At 62.5% G+C, this 14,559-nt stretch carries 16 protein-coding genes and 3 pseudogenes; 17 read left to right on the top strand and 2 right to left on the bottom strand.

Translation table 11 applies throughout. The features are described 5' to 3' along the window. The first annotated feature begins 185 nt into the window (after nucleotides 1–185). Together JL39_RS25910 and JL39_RS25905 are read left to right on the top strand one after the other, a co-directional pair. Nucleotides 186–1,571, top strand: coding sequence for an MFS transporter (locus JL39_RS25910; protein WP_052183121.1), 1,386 nt, complete (start codon nucleotides 186–188; stop codon nucleotides 1,569–1,571). Between the two features lie 104 nt (nucleotides 1,572–1,675). After that, nucleotides 1,676–3,136 carry a protein adenylyltransferase SelO gene (locus JL39_RS25905; RefSeq protein ID WP_037157565.1) on the top strand — a complete coding sequence of 487 codons (1,461 nt, stop codon included), beginning with the start codon at nucleotides 1,676–1,678 and terminating at the stop codon, nucleotides 3,134–3,136. Nucleotides 3,137–3,143: 7 nt separating this feature from the next. Here the strand turns inward: JL39_RS25905 and JL39_RS25900 are convergent, their stop codons facing one another. After that, nucleotides 3,144–3,755 carry a class I SAM-dependent methyltransferase gene (locus JL39_RS25900; RefSeq protein WP_037157563.1) on the bottom strand — a complete coding sequence of 204 codons (612 nt, stop codon included), beginning with the start codon at nucleotides 3,753–3,755 and terminating at the stop codon, nucleotides 3,144–3,146. A 118-nt stretch (nucleotides 3,756–3,873) separates the two neighbouring features. Here JL39_RS25900 and JL39_RS31315 point away from each other — a divergent pair. The 4 genes and pseudogenes from JL39_RS31315 to JL39_RS25880 all read left to right on the top strand — a co-directional run. Next, nucleotides 3,874–4,047, top strand: a pseudogene (locus tag JL39_RS31315) (IS1595 family transposase); the annotation flags it as partial. Between the two features lie 771 nt (nucleotides 4,048–4,818). Next, nucleotides 4,819–5,400: a hypothetical protein gene (locus JL39_RS25890; RefSeq protein WP_037157559.1), complete on the top strand. Its 582-nt coding sequence runs from the start codon at nucleotides 4,819–4,821 to the stop codon at nucleotides 5,398–5,400. Between the two features lie 380 nt (nucleotides 5,401–5,780). After that, complete coding sequence (locus JL39_RS25885; protein WP_081952993.1) at nucleotides 5,781–6,440, top strand: hypothetical protein; 660 nt, start codon at nucleotides 5,781–5,783, stop codon at nucleotides 6,438–6,440. 367 nt (nucleotides 6,441–6,807) lie between these two features. Further along, nucleotides 6,808–8,043, top strand: a complete 1,236-nt coding sequence (locus JL39_RS25880) for a terminase family protein (RefSeq protein WP_037157557.1) — start codon at nucleotides 6,808–6,810, stop codon at nucleotides 8,041–8,043. A 27-nt stretch (nucleotides 8,044–8,070) separates the two neighbouring features. Here the strand turns inward: JL39_RS25880 and JL39_RS32850 are convergent, their stop codons facing one another. Next, nucleotides 8,071–8,202, bottom strand: a complete 132-nt coding sequence (locus tag JL39_RS32850) for a hypothetical protein (protein ID WP_280114099.1) — start codon at nucleotides 8,200–8,202, stop codon at nucleotides 8,071–8,073. 286 nt (nucleotides 8,203–8,488) lie between these two features. On the opposite strand from JL39_RS32850, the gene JL39_RS25875 reads away from it, so the two are divergent. The 11 genes and pseudogenes from JL39_RS25875 to JL39_RS25830 all read left to right on the top strand — a co-directional run bounded on the left by JL39_RS25875 (nucleotide 8,489) and on the right by JL39_RS25830 (nucleotide 14,558). Continuing rightward, entirely contained in the window at nucleotides 8,489–9,109 is a 621-nt protein-coding gene (locus tag JL39_RS25875; protein WP_200884008.1) for a hypothetical protein, read from the top strand. Between the two features lie 135 nt (nucleotides 9,110–9,244). Then, on the top strand, nucleotides 9,245–10,408 hold the full coding sequence (locus tag JL39_RS25870) for a phage portal protein (RefSeq protein WP_052183120.1): 1,164 nt from the start codon (nucleotides 9,245–9,247) through the stop codon (nucleotides 10,406–10,408). A 54-nt stretch (nucleotides 10,409–10,462) separates the two neighbouring features. Further along, complete coding sequence (locus JL39_RS25865; RefSeq protein ID WP_037157548.1) at nucleotides 10,463–10,723, top strand: ribbon-helix-helix domain-containing protein; 261 nt, start codon at nucleotides 10,463–10,465, stop codon at nucleotides 10,721–10,723. Next, on the top strand, nucleotides 10,723–11,031 hold the full coding sequence (locus JL39_RS25860) for a type II toxin-antitoxin system RelE/ParE family toxin (protein WP_037157547.1): 309 nt from the start codon (nucleotides 10,723–10,725) through the stop codon (nucleotides 11,029–11,031). Before JL39_RS25865 ends, JL39_RS25860 begins: the two co-directional genes overlap by 1 nt. 289 nt (nucleotides 11,032–11,320) lie before the next feature. Then, nucleotides 11,321–11,638: a DUF6107 family protein gene (locus JL39_RS25855; protein WP_037157545.1), complete on the top strand. Its 318-nt coding sequence runs from the start codon at nucleotides 11,321–11,323 to the stop codon at nucleotides 11,636–11,638. A gap of 343 nt (nucleotides 11,639–11,981) precedes the next feature. After that, the gene (locus JL39_RS25850) at nucleotides 11,982–12,575 is read left to right on the top strand and encodes an HK97 family phage prohead protease (protein ID WP_037157542.1); all 594 of its coding nucleotides are present in this window, start codon (nucleotides 11,982–11,984) and stop codon (nucleotides 12,573–12,575) included. Next, nucleotides 12,572–12,904 (top strand): annotated as a pseudogene (locus tag JL39_RS31310) (phage major capsid protein); the annotation flags it as partial. The gene JL39_RS25850 and the pseudogene JL39_RS31310, both read left to right, overlap by 4 nt. A 72-nt stretch (nucleotides 12,905–12,976) precedes the next feature. Continuing rightward, nucleotides 12,977–13,198: pseudogene (locus JL39_RS25845) on the top strand (phage major tail protein, TP901-1 family); the annotation flags it as partial. Then, on the top strand, nucleotides 13,198–13,548 hold the full coding sequence (locus JL39_RS25840) for a gene transfer agent family protein (protein ID WP_037157539.1): 351 nt from the start codon (nucleotides 13,198–13,200) through the stop codon (nucleotides 13,546–13,548). The pseudogene JL39_RS25845 and the gene JL39_RS25840, both read left to right, overlap by 1 nt. A gap of 62 nt (nucleotides 13,549–13,610) precedes the next feature. Next, nucleotides 13,611–13,820, top strand: coding sequence for a rcc01693 family protein (locus JL39_RS25835; RefSeq protein ID WP_052183119.1), 210 nt, complete (start codon nucleotides 13,611–13,613; stop codon nucleotides 13,818–13,820). A 201-nt stretch (nucleotides 13,821–14,021) separates the two neighbouring features. Further along, on the top strand, nucleotides 14,022–14,558 hold the full coding sequence (locus JL39_RS25830; RefSeq protein WP_037157536.1) for a phage tail tape measure protein: 537 nt from the start codon (nucleotides 14,022–14,024) through the stop codon (nucleotides 14,556–14,558). Nucleotide 14,559 lies beyond the last annotated feature (1 nt).

Raw genomic sequence — 14,559 nt, 5'->3', positions numbered from 1 at the left:
AGATGATTATGATGTATGGCGGATAACTTGAAAAGCTGTAGCTAAAATACAACAGGATGCGAAAACCGAAGAGCCCCCATAAGAGGCTGAAACAGAAGGAGTTTTATTTTCATCCTGTCCCTTGACCTCAACTGCGCTTGAGGTTGTAGCGTCCCGGCGACCGTGACAAAGGGAAGGGTAAGGGCGTGTTGCAGGACGTGAATGTGGGTTGGTCGAGGCTTTTGAAGGGCCGCGACGGGGCGATGCTCGGGCTGATTTCGGCGGGCGTCGGCCTGCACGCCTTCAACCAGTTCGCGATCGTGGCGGCCCTGCCGCCGGCGGCCGCGGAGATCGGCGGCACGGCCTATTTCAGCTGGGCCTATACGCTCTACTTCCTGGGCTCGATAGCAGGCGGCACGGGGGCGGCGGCCATGCGCGACCGGTTTGGCCCGCGCACAAGCCTTGTCGTCTCGACACTGGTCTTTGCATTCGGCGGCCTTCTGGCGCTGTCGGCGCCGAGCTTTTCCTGGATCATGGCCGGGCGGCTGTTCCAGGGCATTGCCGACGGGCTGATCGTGGCGATCTGCTACAGCCTCATCCCGGCCAATTTCCCGTCCGCGCTGATCGCCAGGGTTTTTGCCGTCGAGGCGATCGTCTGGGCCGTTGCGGCGATCGCCGGACCGCTGGCCGGCGGGCTGCTGACGGAAGCCTATTCCTGGCGTGCGTCGTTTCTGGCGGTTGCGCCTTTCGTCCTGCTTCTGCCTTTCTTCGCGCTTGCCGCAAAGCCCCGGATGACGGAGGCGGCGCCCGTCCCGCTTTCCGTCGCAACGATTGCCCTTTGCCTTGCAGCCGCCTTCGTCCTGTCGCTGTCATCGGTGATGAGTGGAGGCGGCATGCAGGCCATGACGATCGCCGCAGGTGCCGCACTTTTCCTGCCGGCGCTGAAGCTCGACGGGAAGATCGGCCCGAAACTGTTTCCGGCGGGCGCTTTCCGGCTCGGCTCGGTGCTGGGGCACGGGTTCTGGGTTCTGCTCATCATGTCCGCCAGCCATTCGGTCGGCAGCGTCTACCTGGCAATGATGATCGGCGCCGTCTTCGATTTCCGGCCGTCGGTGGTGGGCTCCATCGTCGTGATCATGGCGCTCACCTGGAGCGCGGTCGCGGTGCTGGTGAGCCGGGTGGCGGCCGTCGGTTCGCGGGAGAGATGGATGCTGAGCGGCGCGCTGTTTCAGCTCCTCGGCTTCCTGGCGCTCGGCACAGCCTTCGCGATGGGCTCCGTGATGCCGCTGCTTGTCGGCCAGATGGCGATCGGCACCGGCTTCGGGGTTGCCTGGGCAAGCATCAACCAGGCGGCGATGGAAGCGGCCGAGAGTGCCGAGCGGGATCTGGCGAGCGCGCTTTTGCCGACCATCTCGACGACGGGCTACGCGATCGGCGCGGGGATCGCCGGCATGATCGCCACCGCGACCGGGCTCGTCGCGGGCCTGGAAAACGGCGATGCGAGCGCCTCGCTGTGGCTCTACGGTACGGCGGCGGCGGGTGCTGCGCTCACCTTCCTGTTCGGTTTCGGCATACGGCTGAAGAGTGCCTGAAGCGCGCAACAAAAGCGCATTTCGCTTGTTCGACAGGGGAGATTCCCCATATTGGGGAAGAGCCCGCGCGGCGGAAGAAGCCTGCCGCGCCGAAGGAGTTTCCCGTGTTCCAGTTCGATAATTCCTATGCCCGCTTGCCGAACCGGTTTTTCGCCTCCGTTTATCCCGAGCCGGTCGAGGGGCCGAAGCTGATCAAGTTCAACCAGGAACTTGCCGAGGAACTGGGTGTCGAGGCGGATTTTTCCGATCCGGCGCGGCTGGCAGCGATCCTCGCCGGCAATGTCGTGCCGCCCGGCGCTGCGCCGATCGCCATGGCCTATGCCGGCCACCAGTTCGGCAATTTCGTGCCGCAGCTCGGCGACGGCCGCGCGATCCTGCTGGGCGAGGTCGTGGACCGGCACGGGCTGCGCCGCGACATTCAGCTGAAGGGTGCCGGACCGACGCCGTTTTCCCGCCGCGGCGACGGCCGCGCCGCGCTGGGACCGGTGCTGCGCGAATATATCGTCTCCGAGGCGTTTGCCGCACTCGGCATTCCGGCGACAAGGGCGCTGGCGGCGGTTGCGACCGGCGAGCCGGTCTATCGCGAGACGGTCGAGCAGGGCGCCGTCTTCGTGCGGGTCGCGGCAAGCCATGTAAGGGTTGGCACCTTCCAGTTCTTCGCCGCCCGCGGTGACAATGACGGCGTGAAGCTCCTCGCCGACTACGTGATCGAACGGCATTACCCGGAGCTGAAAGACGAAGAAAACCGGTATCTTGCGCTCTTGAGGGCCGTGGCACTGAAACAGGCCGACCTGATCGCCCGCTGGCTGGGCGTCGGCTTCATCCATGGCGTGATGAACACCGACAACATGACGATTTCCGGCGAGACGATCGATTTCGGCCCCTGCGCCTTTCTCGATGAATATAATCCTATGAAAGTGTTTTCCTCGATCGACCAGATGGGCCGCTACGCCTATCGCAACCAGCCGGGCATCGGCCAGTGGAACATCGCGCGGCTGGCCGAATGCCTGCTGCCGCTTCTGGACGGTGACGAGGAAAAGGCGGTGAATGCTGCGAATGCCGTGCTGACAGAATTCGGCGAACGGTTCCAGAGCGAATGGCTCACTGTCTTTCGAAGGAAGATCGGGCTGTTTTCCGGGGCGGATGGCGACGGCGACCTGATCCAGTCGCTGTTTGCCGCCATGCACGAAGGCGAGGCGGATTTTACCCTTGTGTTCCGGCGTCTGGCCGATGCGGCGGAGGGCCGCGACGAGGCGTTCCTCGCCTCATTTGCCGACACCGCCAAGGCGCAGGATTGGCTGACGGCATGGCGGGAGCGGCTGGCGGGTGAAGACCGGTCGGGCGGGGAACGGGCGGCTGCGATGCGCGCCGTCAATCCGGCGGTGATTCCCCGCAACCATCGGGTGGAGGAGGCGATTGCCGCTGCCAATTACGGCGATTTCAGCTTCTTCGAACGGCTGCTGGAGGCGCTGGAAAATCCCTATGATGAGCGGCCGGAATTCGCCGACCTGATGGCGCCGCCGAAGCCGGAGGAACGGGTGACGCAGACGTTCTGCGGCACGTGAGTGGCTGTCAGTTCGGGCGGGCGCTGCCTTCATACATGAACGTCATCGGTTTCGGCCCCTGCATGTAGCCGGTCTCGACCCGGTCGATCCGAAACCCGCCGTCCTCGATCATCGACCGGATCGGGCGATTGAGATGGCAACCGCCGCTGATGCGCCGCCAGACGGGCGTGAGGCCATCCTGAAACCAGCGCACGCCGCGGTCGGGCGACCGCCCGTGTTCGACGAACAGCAGTTTCCCGCCGGGTTTCAGCACGCGGCGCATTTCCGAAAGTGCCGCGGCCGCCCCCGGGATCGTGCAGAGCGTCCAGGTCGTCACGACCGTATCGACGCTGCCGTCATCCAGCGGGATCGCTTCCGCAGAGGCCTCGATGAACTGGACGGGCATTGCCGACTGCGGGGCGCTGCGGGCGAGCGCCAGAAGATTTGGGGAAGGTTCGAGCGCCAGAATTTCGCGGACCCTTGCGCCGTAGAAGGGCAGGTTGAGGCCGGAACCGCTGCCGATCTCCAATACACGCCCCTCGGCGGCGCCGATCACGCGCTCGCGATACGGCCGCAGCCGCTCGTTCCGCATCGCAAGATCGCAAAGCTTCGGCAGGATGACATCGTTGTAGACACCCATGGTCGGTTCCTCCCGCGTCGATTGTCCCGCAGGTTCTCACCTGTGGCAAGCGGCGCTTAGGGTGTAGGCGGCGAACCTCCTCCGACACGCCCGTATTCCGGCAAAGGATACGTTCGCTTACCAACATTGTGGCGAAGTCCACCTTCATCGTTACCTTGCCAATTTCGATCTCAGGTATAACCGCCGCGCCGCCTTGAAAATCTCGGATGCCGAACGCGCCGAAGACTTGCTTCGCTTGTCGCGAGACAAGCGTCTTACTTATCGGCGGGTTGGTGAAGCTGCTTACGCCTAAGCAGAAGGCGCGAAGATTCCTGTGGAAGCAAAAGAAAAACAATCCGTGAATAACAGGAATCTATCCTCGCCAACCTTGCGCGAATCAATTTCTCTGTCTGAGATTGCAGGGTGATGGTCTCCTACAACCATCACCCCAACTCAAACCAAGCCATAGGGCGGCTCGATATGAAGACATCTCAGACTTTAATCCTCACGGGTGAGTCGTCAAGCCGTCCTTTGGTAACACATAAGGACTTTTTTATATGGCTACACTTCCAGAGCTACCTAAACGACCTGTAGCGTATCCGGCATCCCCAGTTATCATTAATTGGAGAGGCCAAAGCGGTACGATCTATGCGTTCCAACTTGACCTTATCGGGGCCCTCTATCTCCACAAGCCCGGTGTTTACATTGCGTGCAAGCTCGCTGCCAACGGCAACTGGGACGCCATCTATATTGGTGAAACAGAAAGCTTCCACAACCGCCTCACCGCGAACTTGGTACTTCATCATACGTGGCAGCGCATTCGCGCCGCCGGGGCCACTCACTTCTGTACCTTGCACGTCCCCGGCCACTTGTCCCTGCGTGAGGGGATAGAAACAGACCTCAGAAGACATATAAAAACTCCCTGCAACGATCAGTGATCGTAACCGATCAATCGTTACTAGGTTCCTCCTTGTCCTTCCCAGGCTTCGGCTTGGGAGGGGTTCTCGGATCGGGCGGCGACTTGAGCATACGTCGCAAAATGTCGTCGCCCTTGTTTTCGTCAATCTTCTTATCAGGGTCCGTCATGGCATCTCTCAAATTCCCAAGCACTCCTGCCGGGCTTGTCGAACTTGACGACCAGTTTGCATACTGGGTCGGCGGCTTGGTGATGAATTGGGCAGCGTGCGAAAGCTTATTTCTAGGATTTATGCGCTGCTTTGTCCAAGGCCCTCAGGGCACGTGCGAAGTGTTCTGGGTATCGACCAAGAGCACACGCGCCCGTGTAGATTACATCATAAACCTATCGAAAATATCAGCCATCAGCGATAAATCATCTGACGCGATTGCGCGGCTTGCTGCCCAATTCGACAGGCTTACCCAAACAAGAAATATGTATTGCCACGGATACTACCACGCCGACCCTCTTACGATGAGAATGGCTAGTTTCACTTTTCACTCAATCCCAGACAAGAGTGGGGTGAACCTGTTGGGCGAAATCAAAAGGGACCTTGATAAGGCCCTCGTGAACGAGGTTAAGAACGCCGCATTCCGTTGTTTTGAGTTGAGCAAAGATCTTTGGCGGCTGTTGCTCCAAGTCCGCGACGAGCTGAAAGCGCATCACGCAGGACTTCCAGAATCATTGCCCTCACATTTGCTTCCCAAATGATCCCGTCAGAAAGATCTTGATATCGCCTGTAAGCCGCTTCCCCAGAAGCCACCATCTGAGGCGTGATCTTAATTTCCTCTGCCGTCTCTCCCAGCCTGTCACGCCCGGGAATCATGCCATTTCCGCCGCTTGGTACGCAAAGCGCATAATTAGGAAAATAATCCTTGACGGTGTGACGGTGGTTTGATAGGGTTTGGTTACAGTCGAAGAATTGCGCCGGCGCGGAGCCTTTGGAGGTTCTCGGTGGCAAGGCTTCCAGTCATCGGCCCGGTCTTTATGCCGGGCTTTTTTTATCACGACAATCGATAGCAGGAGCGCCGGCGACCGGGAACGGGCGCCAGGCGACGCGGCATGCGCGAAAGCGCATCGGGGAATCGGCCATGGATGATTTCGAAAATTTCGATCCGGCGCTCTTCGGGCTCTGGGCGGAACGGCCTGCCTATGGCGACGGGATCGTCATGGACGACGAGATACTGGCCGACAGGGCGCGCGGCGTGCTGCTGGAAATCAAGTCGGCCGAGTGCGCGATCCAGCCGGCCGAGGAATTGCGCCGGCTGCTGAACGACATGACCGCCGAGATGCGTGCGCAGTTCGAAACGTTCCGCGACATGCGCAGGTCGGCGGAAAAGGCGCTGGAGGACGGCGACGAGGCGGCCCAGAAACTGGCGCGCGCCGACGTGAAGGCGGCGACCGACGCCATGTCGCTGATCGTGCGCACGCTCGAAAAGGTCGACAGCCTGCAGCGCCAACTCGCCCGCGACCGGGAGCTCGAAGCCGAGCGCGTGGCCGATGAGGGTGGGTATGAGGAGGCGAAAGCCCGCTTCATAAAACTGATCGAGGAGCGCGCCAATGAATATGCCGCCCGCCTTTTTGAAGCATGGAAACGGGATGGTCCGCCGCCGTGGGTCACCGAGCTACTTGAACGCAAAGCCGCCGAGCCTCCGGACACAACGGTTGGCGGGCGAGAAGATGGCGAGCAAGGCACTGGTGGTTTCCAAGCAATTGAATCGAGGCATGCAGACGATCACGGCCGCACGTGAGGAAAACGTCGCAGCATCTGGGGAAGGCAGGAAGCTGGCCAAAGCGATCGCGGATGACAGGGCGAGGCATCGCGGCGAACTCCCGCCGATCTCTCCCCTTGTGGGGGAGATGTCACCAGAGGTGACAGAGGGGGGTGGCGACCGTGCCGAGAAGCTGATCATTGACGAAGAGGTTGAGGCGGCACCCCCCTCTGTCCTGCCGGGCGTTCGGCGCTGCGATCGATTCACTGGATCGATCGCTCCGGCTTCGCCGGATCACGCCTCACCCCCCTCAAGAGGGGAGATTGATCCGCCACATGGTCTCGCTGCCATATGCAATCGCCCTCCGGTTCGAGAGGAGCAGGTTGATGATCCTTTCAATGAGTTCATGCTCGATCATGAGCGGGATTGGGATTTCAAAGGTCGTCCCGAACAGAAACCTCCCGCCGGCGACTGGCGGACGTGGTTGATCATGGGCGGGCGAGGGTCGGGAAAGACACGCGCCGGCGCCGAATGGGTGCATGCGCTGGCCTCCGCGGAACAACGGTCCAATCTCAGGATCGCGCTGGTGGCGGAAACGCTGGGCGATGCCCGCGAGGTGATGATCGACGGCGTTTCCGGCATCTGCCGGGTCGCGAGGGCGAAGCGGCCGGATTTCGAGATTTCCCGCCGCAGGCTCGTCTGGCCGAACGGTGCTGTGGCGCAGATCTTCTCCTCCGAAGACCCGGAGGCGCTGCGCGGGCCGCAATTCCACTTCGCCTGGTGCGATGAACTCGCCAAATGGAAACATGCCGAAGAGACGTTCGACATGCTGCAGTTCGGGCTTCGGCTCGGGGCGGATCCGCGCCAGCTCGTGACCACCACGCCACGGCCGGTGCCGGTGCTGAAACGGCTGATCGCCGACCCGGGGACCAGTCTGATCAGGATCTCGACCGAGGCGAATGCTAAAAATCTGGCGCCGGGTTTTCTGGAGGTGCTGGAGGCGCGCTATGGCGGCACTCGGCTCGGGCGGCAGGAGATCGCCGGCGAGCTGATCGAGGACCGCGAGGACGCGCTGTGGAAACGCGCCGACATCGAAGCCTGCCGGATCGGTTTTCAGGGGGGACGCTTCGCCGGCGCGCTCAGGCGCATCGTCGTGGCGGTCGATCCACCCTCCGGTTCAGGTGCAGGCTCCTGCTGCGGCATCGTCGTGGCGGGGCTGGAGACAAGCGGAAGGGCGGTGGTGCTTGCCGACTGCTCGGTGGAGGGCGCAAGCCCGGCCGGCTGGGCGCATGCGGTGGCGAAGGCCTTTTCGCGCTTCCAGGCGGACCGCGTGGTGGCGGAGGTCAACCAGGGCGGCGAGATGGTGACGGCGATGCTGAAAAGCGTCGATTCGGTCCTGCCGGTGACCATGGTGCGTGCGACGCGGGGGAAATTCCTGCGGGCAGAGCCGGTGGCGGCACTCTATGAGCAGGGTCGCGTCGCCCATGCCGGGCGGTTCGCGGACCTGGAGGACCAGATGTGCGATTTCGGGCCGAACGGGCTGTCTTCCGGCCGTTCGCCGGACCGGCTCGACGCACTGGTCTGGGCGCTGACGGCGCTTCTGCTGGAAGGCTCGGGGGAGCCGCGCGTGCGGGGCATCTGACGCGGCTCGATGATTGGATCGTGGTGATCAGCGCTGCTGGCTTGCCGGCTTCGGCGGAGCGTTTTCGCGCATCTCTTTCCATTCGGATTCCATGCGCTCGGCGATATGCTGGGGGATCTGCTTGGAAGGGGCGGCCTGCATCGGCTGCTGCATCATCATGATCTCCTTGTTCATTAGAAGGCAGACATGAACGTCCTGCGGCACCGTTGGTTCCATAGCGTCAATGAAAAGTAAAGTGGCGCCTAAGAGCTTAAAACGATTTAGTTTTTCTAAACCGATTGAATGTTGAGGACCGCGATCGGCGGGATGCCTCCCGGCGCACCTTCGTTCGCAGTATTGCATCCTATAGATGTGTAAATAGAAAAATCACCTTGAAGATGTAATTCGCATATACAATTTTTGCGAGAGTATTTTATTGGTAAATCGCGAAACGGGAGGGTTGGGAATGGGGATCAACAGGCGTTTCTTCTTCGAGAACGCGCGTCAGCGGCTGTTCGGGGGACGGTTTCAGCAGCATCAGGTTCATGGGCTGGAGGCGATCCTTGATCATTGGGAGCAGACGAGTCCTGCCAAGGACGATCGCTGGCTCGCCTATATGCTCGGGACGGCATTCCACGAGACGGCCCGAACGATGCAGCCGGTGCGGGAAACGCTGGCACCGACGGACGACAAGGCCATCGCCATACTGGAAAACGCCTGGCGGCGCGGTCGGCTTCCCTGGGTCAGCAATCCCTATTGGCGGCGGGATCCGGGCGGCCAGACCTGGCTGGGCCGCGGGCTGGTGCAGCTTACGCATCCCCGCAATTACGAGAAGTTAAGCCGGGTGACCGGTATGGATCTTGTGACCGACCCTTCGGTGACGCTGCGAATGGATGTCGCCTTGCGCATCATGTTCCTCGGCATGGAGCAGGGCAGTTTCACCGGTCACCGGCTGGAGCAGTTCTTCCTGGGACCGAAGGAGGACTGGCTGAACGCACGCCGGATCATCAACGGTGTCGAGCGGGCGCCGCAACTCGCCGACTATGGCAGGGCCTTCTATAGCTGCATCAGCTACACCACGGGCTGAAGGCGCGGTCGCTGCACCTGGCCCGATCTCTACAGAGCCGCCCGATCCTTATAGAGCCGAAGGAATTACTCCATGAAATCTCCATTCCGGCGTCGGTGGTTCCCTCAGGGGTTTTCCGCCGGCGGACGAAAGGCCATGCGCGAAGCCCGGACATCCGAAGCTGCAGGCGCTTTTGCTGCCCAGCCCGAGACCAAAACGGCAACGGGCTTTGCGTCAGGATTTACGATCGTTTCCGGCGAGGGCGCGGCCTATTGGTCCGGACGTTCCTATGCGGCGCTGTCGCGTGCCGGCTTCATGAGGAACCCGGTCGCCTACCGTGCCATGCGGATGATTGCCGAAGCGGCAGCGGCGGTGCCCTGGCTTGCCTATGAAGGCGGAAGCGAGGTGGCGGATCATCCGGCGCTGGCGCTCCTCTCCCGGCCGAACGGGCGGCAGGGCGGACCGGATTTCTTCGAGGCGCTTTATGGGCATCTGCTGCTTTCCGGCAATGCCTATGTGGAGCCGCTTCTGATCGGCGGGACCCTGCGGGAACTGCATCTCCTGCGTCCCGACCGGGTGAGCGTGGTCGAGGGCCGCGACGGCTGGGTGACGGGCTACGACTACCGCGCCGGCGGCGTCACGCGGCGACTGGCTGCGGAGACCGATGGGCTGGCGCTGCTGCATCTGAAACTGTTTCATCCGCTCGACGACCATTGCGGCTTTCCGCCGATCGGCGCGGCGGGTGCGGCGCTCGACCTGCACAATGCGGCGGCTTCCTGGAACAAGGCGCTGCTCGACAATTCCGCCAGACCCTCCGGCGCGCTGGTCTACCAGCCGAAGGACGGCGGCAATCTCTCAGCCGACCAGTACGAGCGGCTGAAAGACGAGCTGGAGGCGGGCTATTCCGGTGCGGTGAATGCCGGCAGGCCGCTGCTTCTGGAAGGCGGTCTCGACTGGAAATCGATGGGGCTCTCGCCGAAGGACATGGATTTCATCGAGGCGAAGAACGGTGCGGCGCGCGACATCGCGCTCGCGTTCGGCGTGCCGCCCATGCTGATCGGCATCCCGGGCGACAACACCTATGCCAATTACCAGGAGGCGAACCGCGCCTTCTACCGCCTGACCGTGCTGCCGCTGATTTCCCGCACCGCCGCGAGCTTCTCCGCCTGGCTGTCGGATGCCTATGGAGGCGGGTTGCGGCTGGAGCCCGACCTCGACCGAATCGCCGGGCTTTCCGCAGAACGTGAAGCGCTCTGGGCGAGGGTGGGGGCCGCGACCTTCCTGAGCGATGATGAGAAGCGCGAAGCGGTGGGGTATTAACAGGAGCGGAATTGGTGTAATTTGTAATACGCCGTATTACAAATGGAGGCTCCCATGGCCAAGCCTGTTCTTTCCGATCCGATCACGCTGCGCCTGCCGCTCGACATTCTGGAAGACGTCGAGAAGATCGCGGAGACCGCGGATCGCAGCCGATCCTGGGTGATCGTGCGCGCGCTGAAATATTATCTGATGGCGGAGGGGAACGATATCCTGCAGATCCGCAAGGGCGAAGAGCAGATCCGCGATGGCGAGACGGTCGACATGGAGGAGCTTTTCGACGAGCTTCTGGATGAGCGCAAAAGCGACGCTGCGTGATGAAGGTGATCCTGTCGAAGAAAGCGGGCCGGTTCCTCCGGCAGGAGCGCGCCTATCTGGAGCAGTTCAATCCACGCGCCGCAATGGCGGTGATGCGCCAGTTGCGGTCGTCCTTGCGGCTGTTAGGGGAGTTTCCGAGGGCAGGCGGTGATCTTCAGGCTCTGGAGGGGCGCCGCCGTCTCGTATCGGGAGCCTACATCATCCATTATCGGGTTGAAAAGTCAGCCGTCTACGTTTCGCATATCCGTCACGGTCGCCAGGAGCCGCTCGAACTCGAAAAGGACGGAGAGCCCGGCGAAGAAGGCTGAGCCAATCGGCAAGTATCGCCTTCGCGTGGTTTGTCAAGAACCTGGCTCAACCTCTCAAGCCCCGGACTCAACTTCGCAACAAGCACGTCCAAGCGATTCCGAAGACTGACGAAAACAGAAGCGGCCGCCCCGAAGGGAGGCCGAGTGAGCCGTTATGGCTGCTGCATGCTGTGATCGGACATGCGGCATCTTGAAGAGCTGCGGTATCCTTTTCGCCTGACGGCGCGTGGCACTGCAGCCGAGCCCTGGCGGCTCTTTATGCGCAAATTCTAAAAAAGAGAGATTAAAAATGTCTGACCTCGGAAGCGATCCGGGCGTCGGGATCGCCAAGGTCCTGGGCTCGATGGCGGGAGCCGGTGTCTCGCTGATCTACCTCGTGCCGAAAAGCCGTCGCGAGGCGGCGAGCCGTTTTCTGACCGGCGTGAGCTTCGGGCTGATCTTCGGCGGTCCGACCGGGCTTTGGCTCGAGACGAGGCTGGGGATCGGCGGCGAGCTTTCAGACGCCGAGGTGATGCTCGCGGGCGCGGCGACGGCCAGTCTGTCCGCCTGGTGGGTGCTGGGCGTGCTGGCGCGGGTGGCGGACAGGTATGGGAGACGGGTGGGGTGAAGGCCCGCCTCTCCCCTTGCGGGAGAGGAAGAAAGATCAGCAGCTTAGCCGGAGGCTAAGTGCTAGATTTTTCAGGAGAGGGGCTAATTCGTCTCCATCCAGTCCGGCCTTTCGCTCTCAAGGCGTTCATCACTACAATCGATTTACGGGATCAATTGTTCAGCTTCGCAGCCCGCTCTTCCCCCTCTCTTGGAATTTCTAGCACTTAGCTCCGCCTAAGGTGCTGAAATTCCATTCTCCCCCGCCAAGGGGGAGATAGGCGCCTGCCGCGCAGTCCATGCTCCAAATTCCGTTTCGCGGAGGAGAGGGGCCGAGAATCCAAAGACATTTCAGGAGACTACCCATGCACGCTTATCGCGGGCCGCGCCCGCCCGTACGCCCCAGTGGGCGCAAATTCGCCAATCTGGAACTTGCCGGCGTTGCGGGCGACGGGACCTTCTCGGGTTATGCCAGCATTTTCGGCGAGGTCGATCTCGGGAAGGACACGATCGAACGTGGCGCCTTCAGGCACTCGCTCGTCGAACGCGGCGCGCCGGGTGTGCGCATGCTCTACCAGCACGATCCGAACGAGCCGATCGGCGCCTGGAAGACGATCCGCGAGGATGCCCGCGGTCTTTATGTCGAGGGCGTGTTGTCGCCCGGCGTGGCACGCGCCCGCGAGGTGCTGGCGCTGATGAAATCGGGCGCGCTCGACGGATTGTCGATCGGCTTCCGGACGGTGAAGGCTCGCACCGATGCAAAGACGGGCGTCCGAAAAATCCTCGAGGCCGATCTCTGGGAAATTTCCGTCGTGACCTTCCCGATGCTCCCGTCGGCCCGGGTCTCCGACGTCAAACATGCGCGGTTCTTCCGTGACCGGGAAACCGAGCTCGCCCGCCAGATGCGGCGGGCGGCGAAGATGATGATGCAGTCAACCTTCAAAGGAAAAGCGATATGACGAATGCAGCAAGCGTGGCGCCTGAGGTGAAGGCCCCGGAAGTCAAGGGAGTACCGGAAACGGTGACGGCCGCCTTCGACGAATTCATGGAAGCCTTCGAGGCGTTCAAGGACGTCAACGACCGCAGGCTCGGCGAGATCGAGCAGAAACTGACGGCCGACGTGGTGACGCGCGACAAGGTGGACCGCATCAACCGCGCGATGGACGACCAGAAGAAGGTGCTCGACCAGTTGGTGCTGAAGAAAGCCCGTCCGCAGCTCGGCCGGGGCGGCGGCGAACTTTCCGCCGAAGCGGTCGAGCACAAGGCCGCCTTCGACGCCTATACGCGGGTGTTCGTCGTCAAGCTGGCCCGCGATCCCGACGAGACGCGGCGCTATCTCGTCTGCCAGTGCGAGGAGGAGACGGGCGCCGGCCTCTTCAAGGATCAGGCGAGCGACGCATTGGTGCGGACGGCATTCTTCGCCGGCAGCATTCTGGATTGGCAGATTTCAATTCCGGCTTTCGGAACGATCACGGGTCCTTTCCAGATGACGGCGCTCGAATATTCCGGCGAGCACAATGGCGAGATCCGTTTCGAGCTGGCGCTGGAATCGGCCGGCAGCCTGGCATTCGGAGCGCTGTGATGCTCGGCGGCGGGCGGGCGAACCGCAGGCGCGGCGAGGTGGAGGCGATGATCGACGGCGAACACCGCATCCTCTGCCTCACATTGGGGGCGCTGGCGGAACTGGAGACGGCCTTTGCCGCCGGTGACCTCAACGGACTGGCGGAACGCTTCTCTTCCGGGCGCCTGAAGGCGGCGGACATGATCCGCGTCATCGGCGCCGGATTGAGAGGCGGTGGCAATCTCTTTTCCGACGACGAGGTGGCGGCGATGAACGTCGACGGTGGGGTTGCCGGTTCCGCCAGGATCGTCGGTGACCTGCTTTTGGCGACGTTCGGCGAGGCCAGCGGGGAAGCCACCGCAAACCCTTGAGGGCCGCGGCAGGCGGTCAGGCAACTCCCGGAAACGTGCGAAGCGGTTTTCCGTCCGGAATTGTGATCGAGGAAAAAGAGGTCAAGGCGGAACCGTTTCCCTGGGAAACGGTCATGCATGCCGGCCTCTGCCTGCTGCGGCTGGTACCGCGAGATTTCTGGGCACTGACGCCCGTCGAGTTCTTTGCCATGACCGGAGGGCTGCGATCGCGAGGCGCGGCTATGGAAAGGGCTGGGCTGGAGTCGCTGATGAGGGAGTTTCCGGATGGGTGAGTACCCTCCCCTTGAGGGCGAGGGTCGGCACGCCGTGCCGGGGTGGGGTGACCTAGCCTGAAGATGTCACCCCCACCCATCGCTTCGCGATGACCTCCCCCTCGAGGGGGAGGTGGGAGCATGCCACCCTGGCTCGCGCCCTCTCCCCGCCGGCGGGGAGAAGGTGCTGGCAGGCGGATGAGGGGCAATTGGAGACCAATCATGGAAGACGATGAGAACACATTTGCCGGCGCGCTCTCCAATGCCGAGGCGCTGGCCGGCGTGATGGCCGAGCTGGAAAGCCGGTCGCAGCGTTTCGGCGCCGCATTGACGGGCGCGTTGAAGTCCGCTGCCGGAGGCGGCAAGGGGCTGGAGGACGTGCTGCGGGGGCTTGGCAATCGCCTGGCCGATATCACGCTTGCCGCCGGACTGAAACCGCTGGAGAGCATGTTGGGCAATGCGGTGGGTGGTCTGGTCGGCGCTGTGACGCCGTTTGCCGATGGCGGGGTGGTGCGCGCGCCAAGCTTCTTCCCGATGGGCGGCAATATGGGCTTGATGGGCGAGGCTGGCGCCGAGGCGATCCTGCCGCTCCGGCGCGGGCCGGATGGCGCGCTCGGCGTGGCCGCGGCCGCAGGCGGGGCGGAGCCGCAGATCGTCTTCAATGTTACCGCGACCGATGCCGCAAGTTTCCGCAAAAGCGAAGGACAGATTTCCGCCATGCTGGCGCGCAGCGTCGCACGCGGACGAAGAGGACTTTGAA

The sequence above is a fragment of the Rhizobium sp. YS-1r genome (assembly GCF_000757525.1).
GTDB classification, from domain to species: Bacteria; Pseudomonadota; Alphaproteobacteria; order Rhizobiales; family Rhizobiaceae; genus Neorhizobium; species Neorhizobium petrolearium.
Note: the sequence above shows the minus strand (reverse complement) of the source record. Positions and strands in the feature narration are given on the sequence as shown.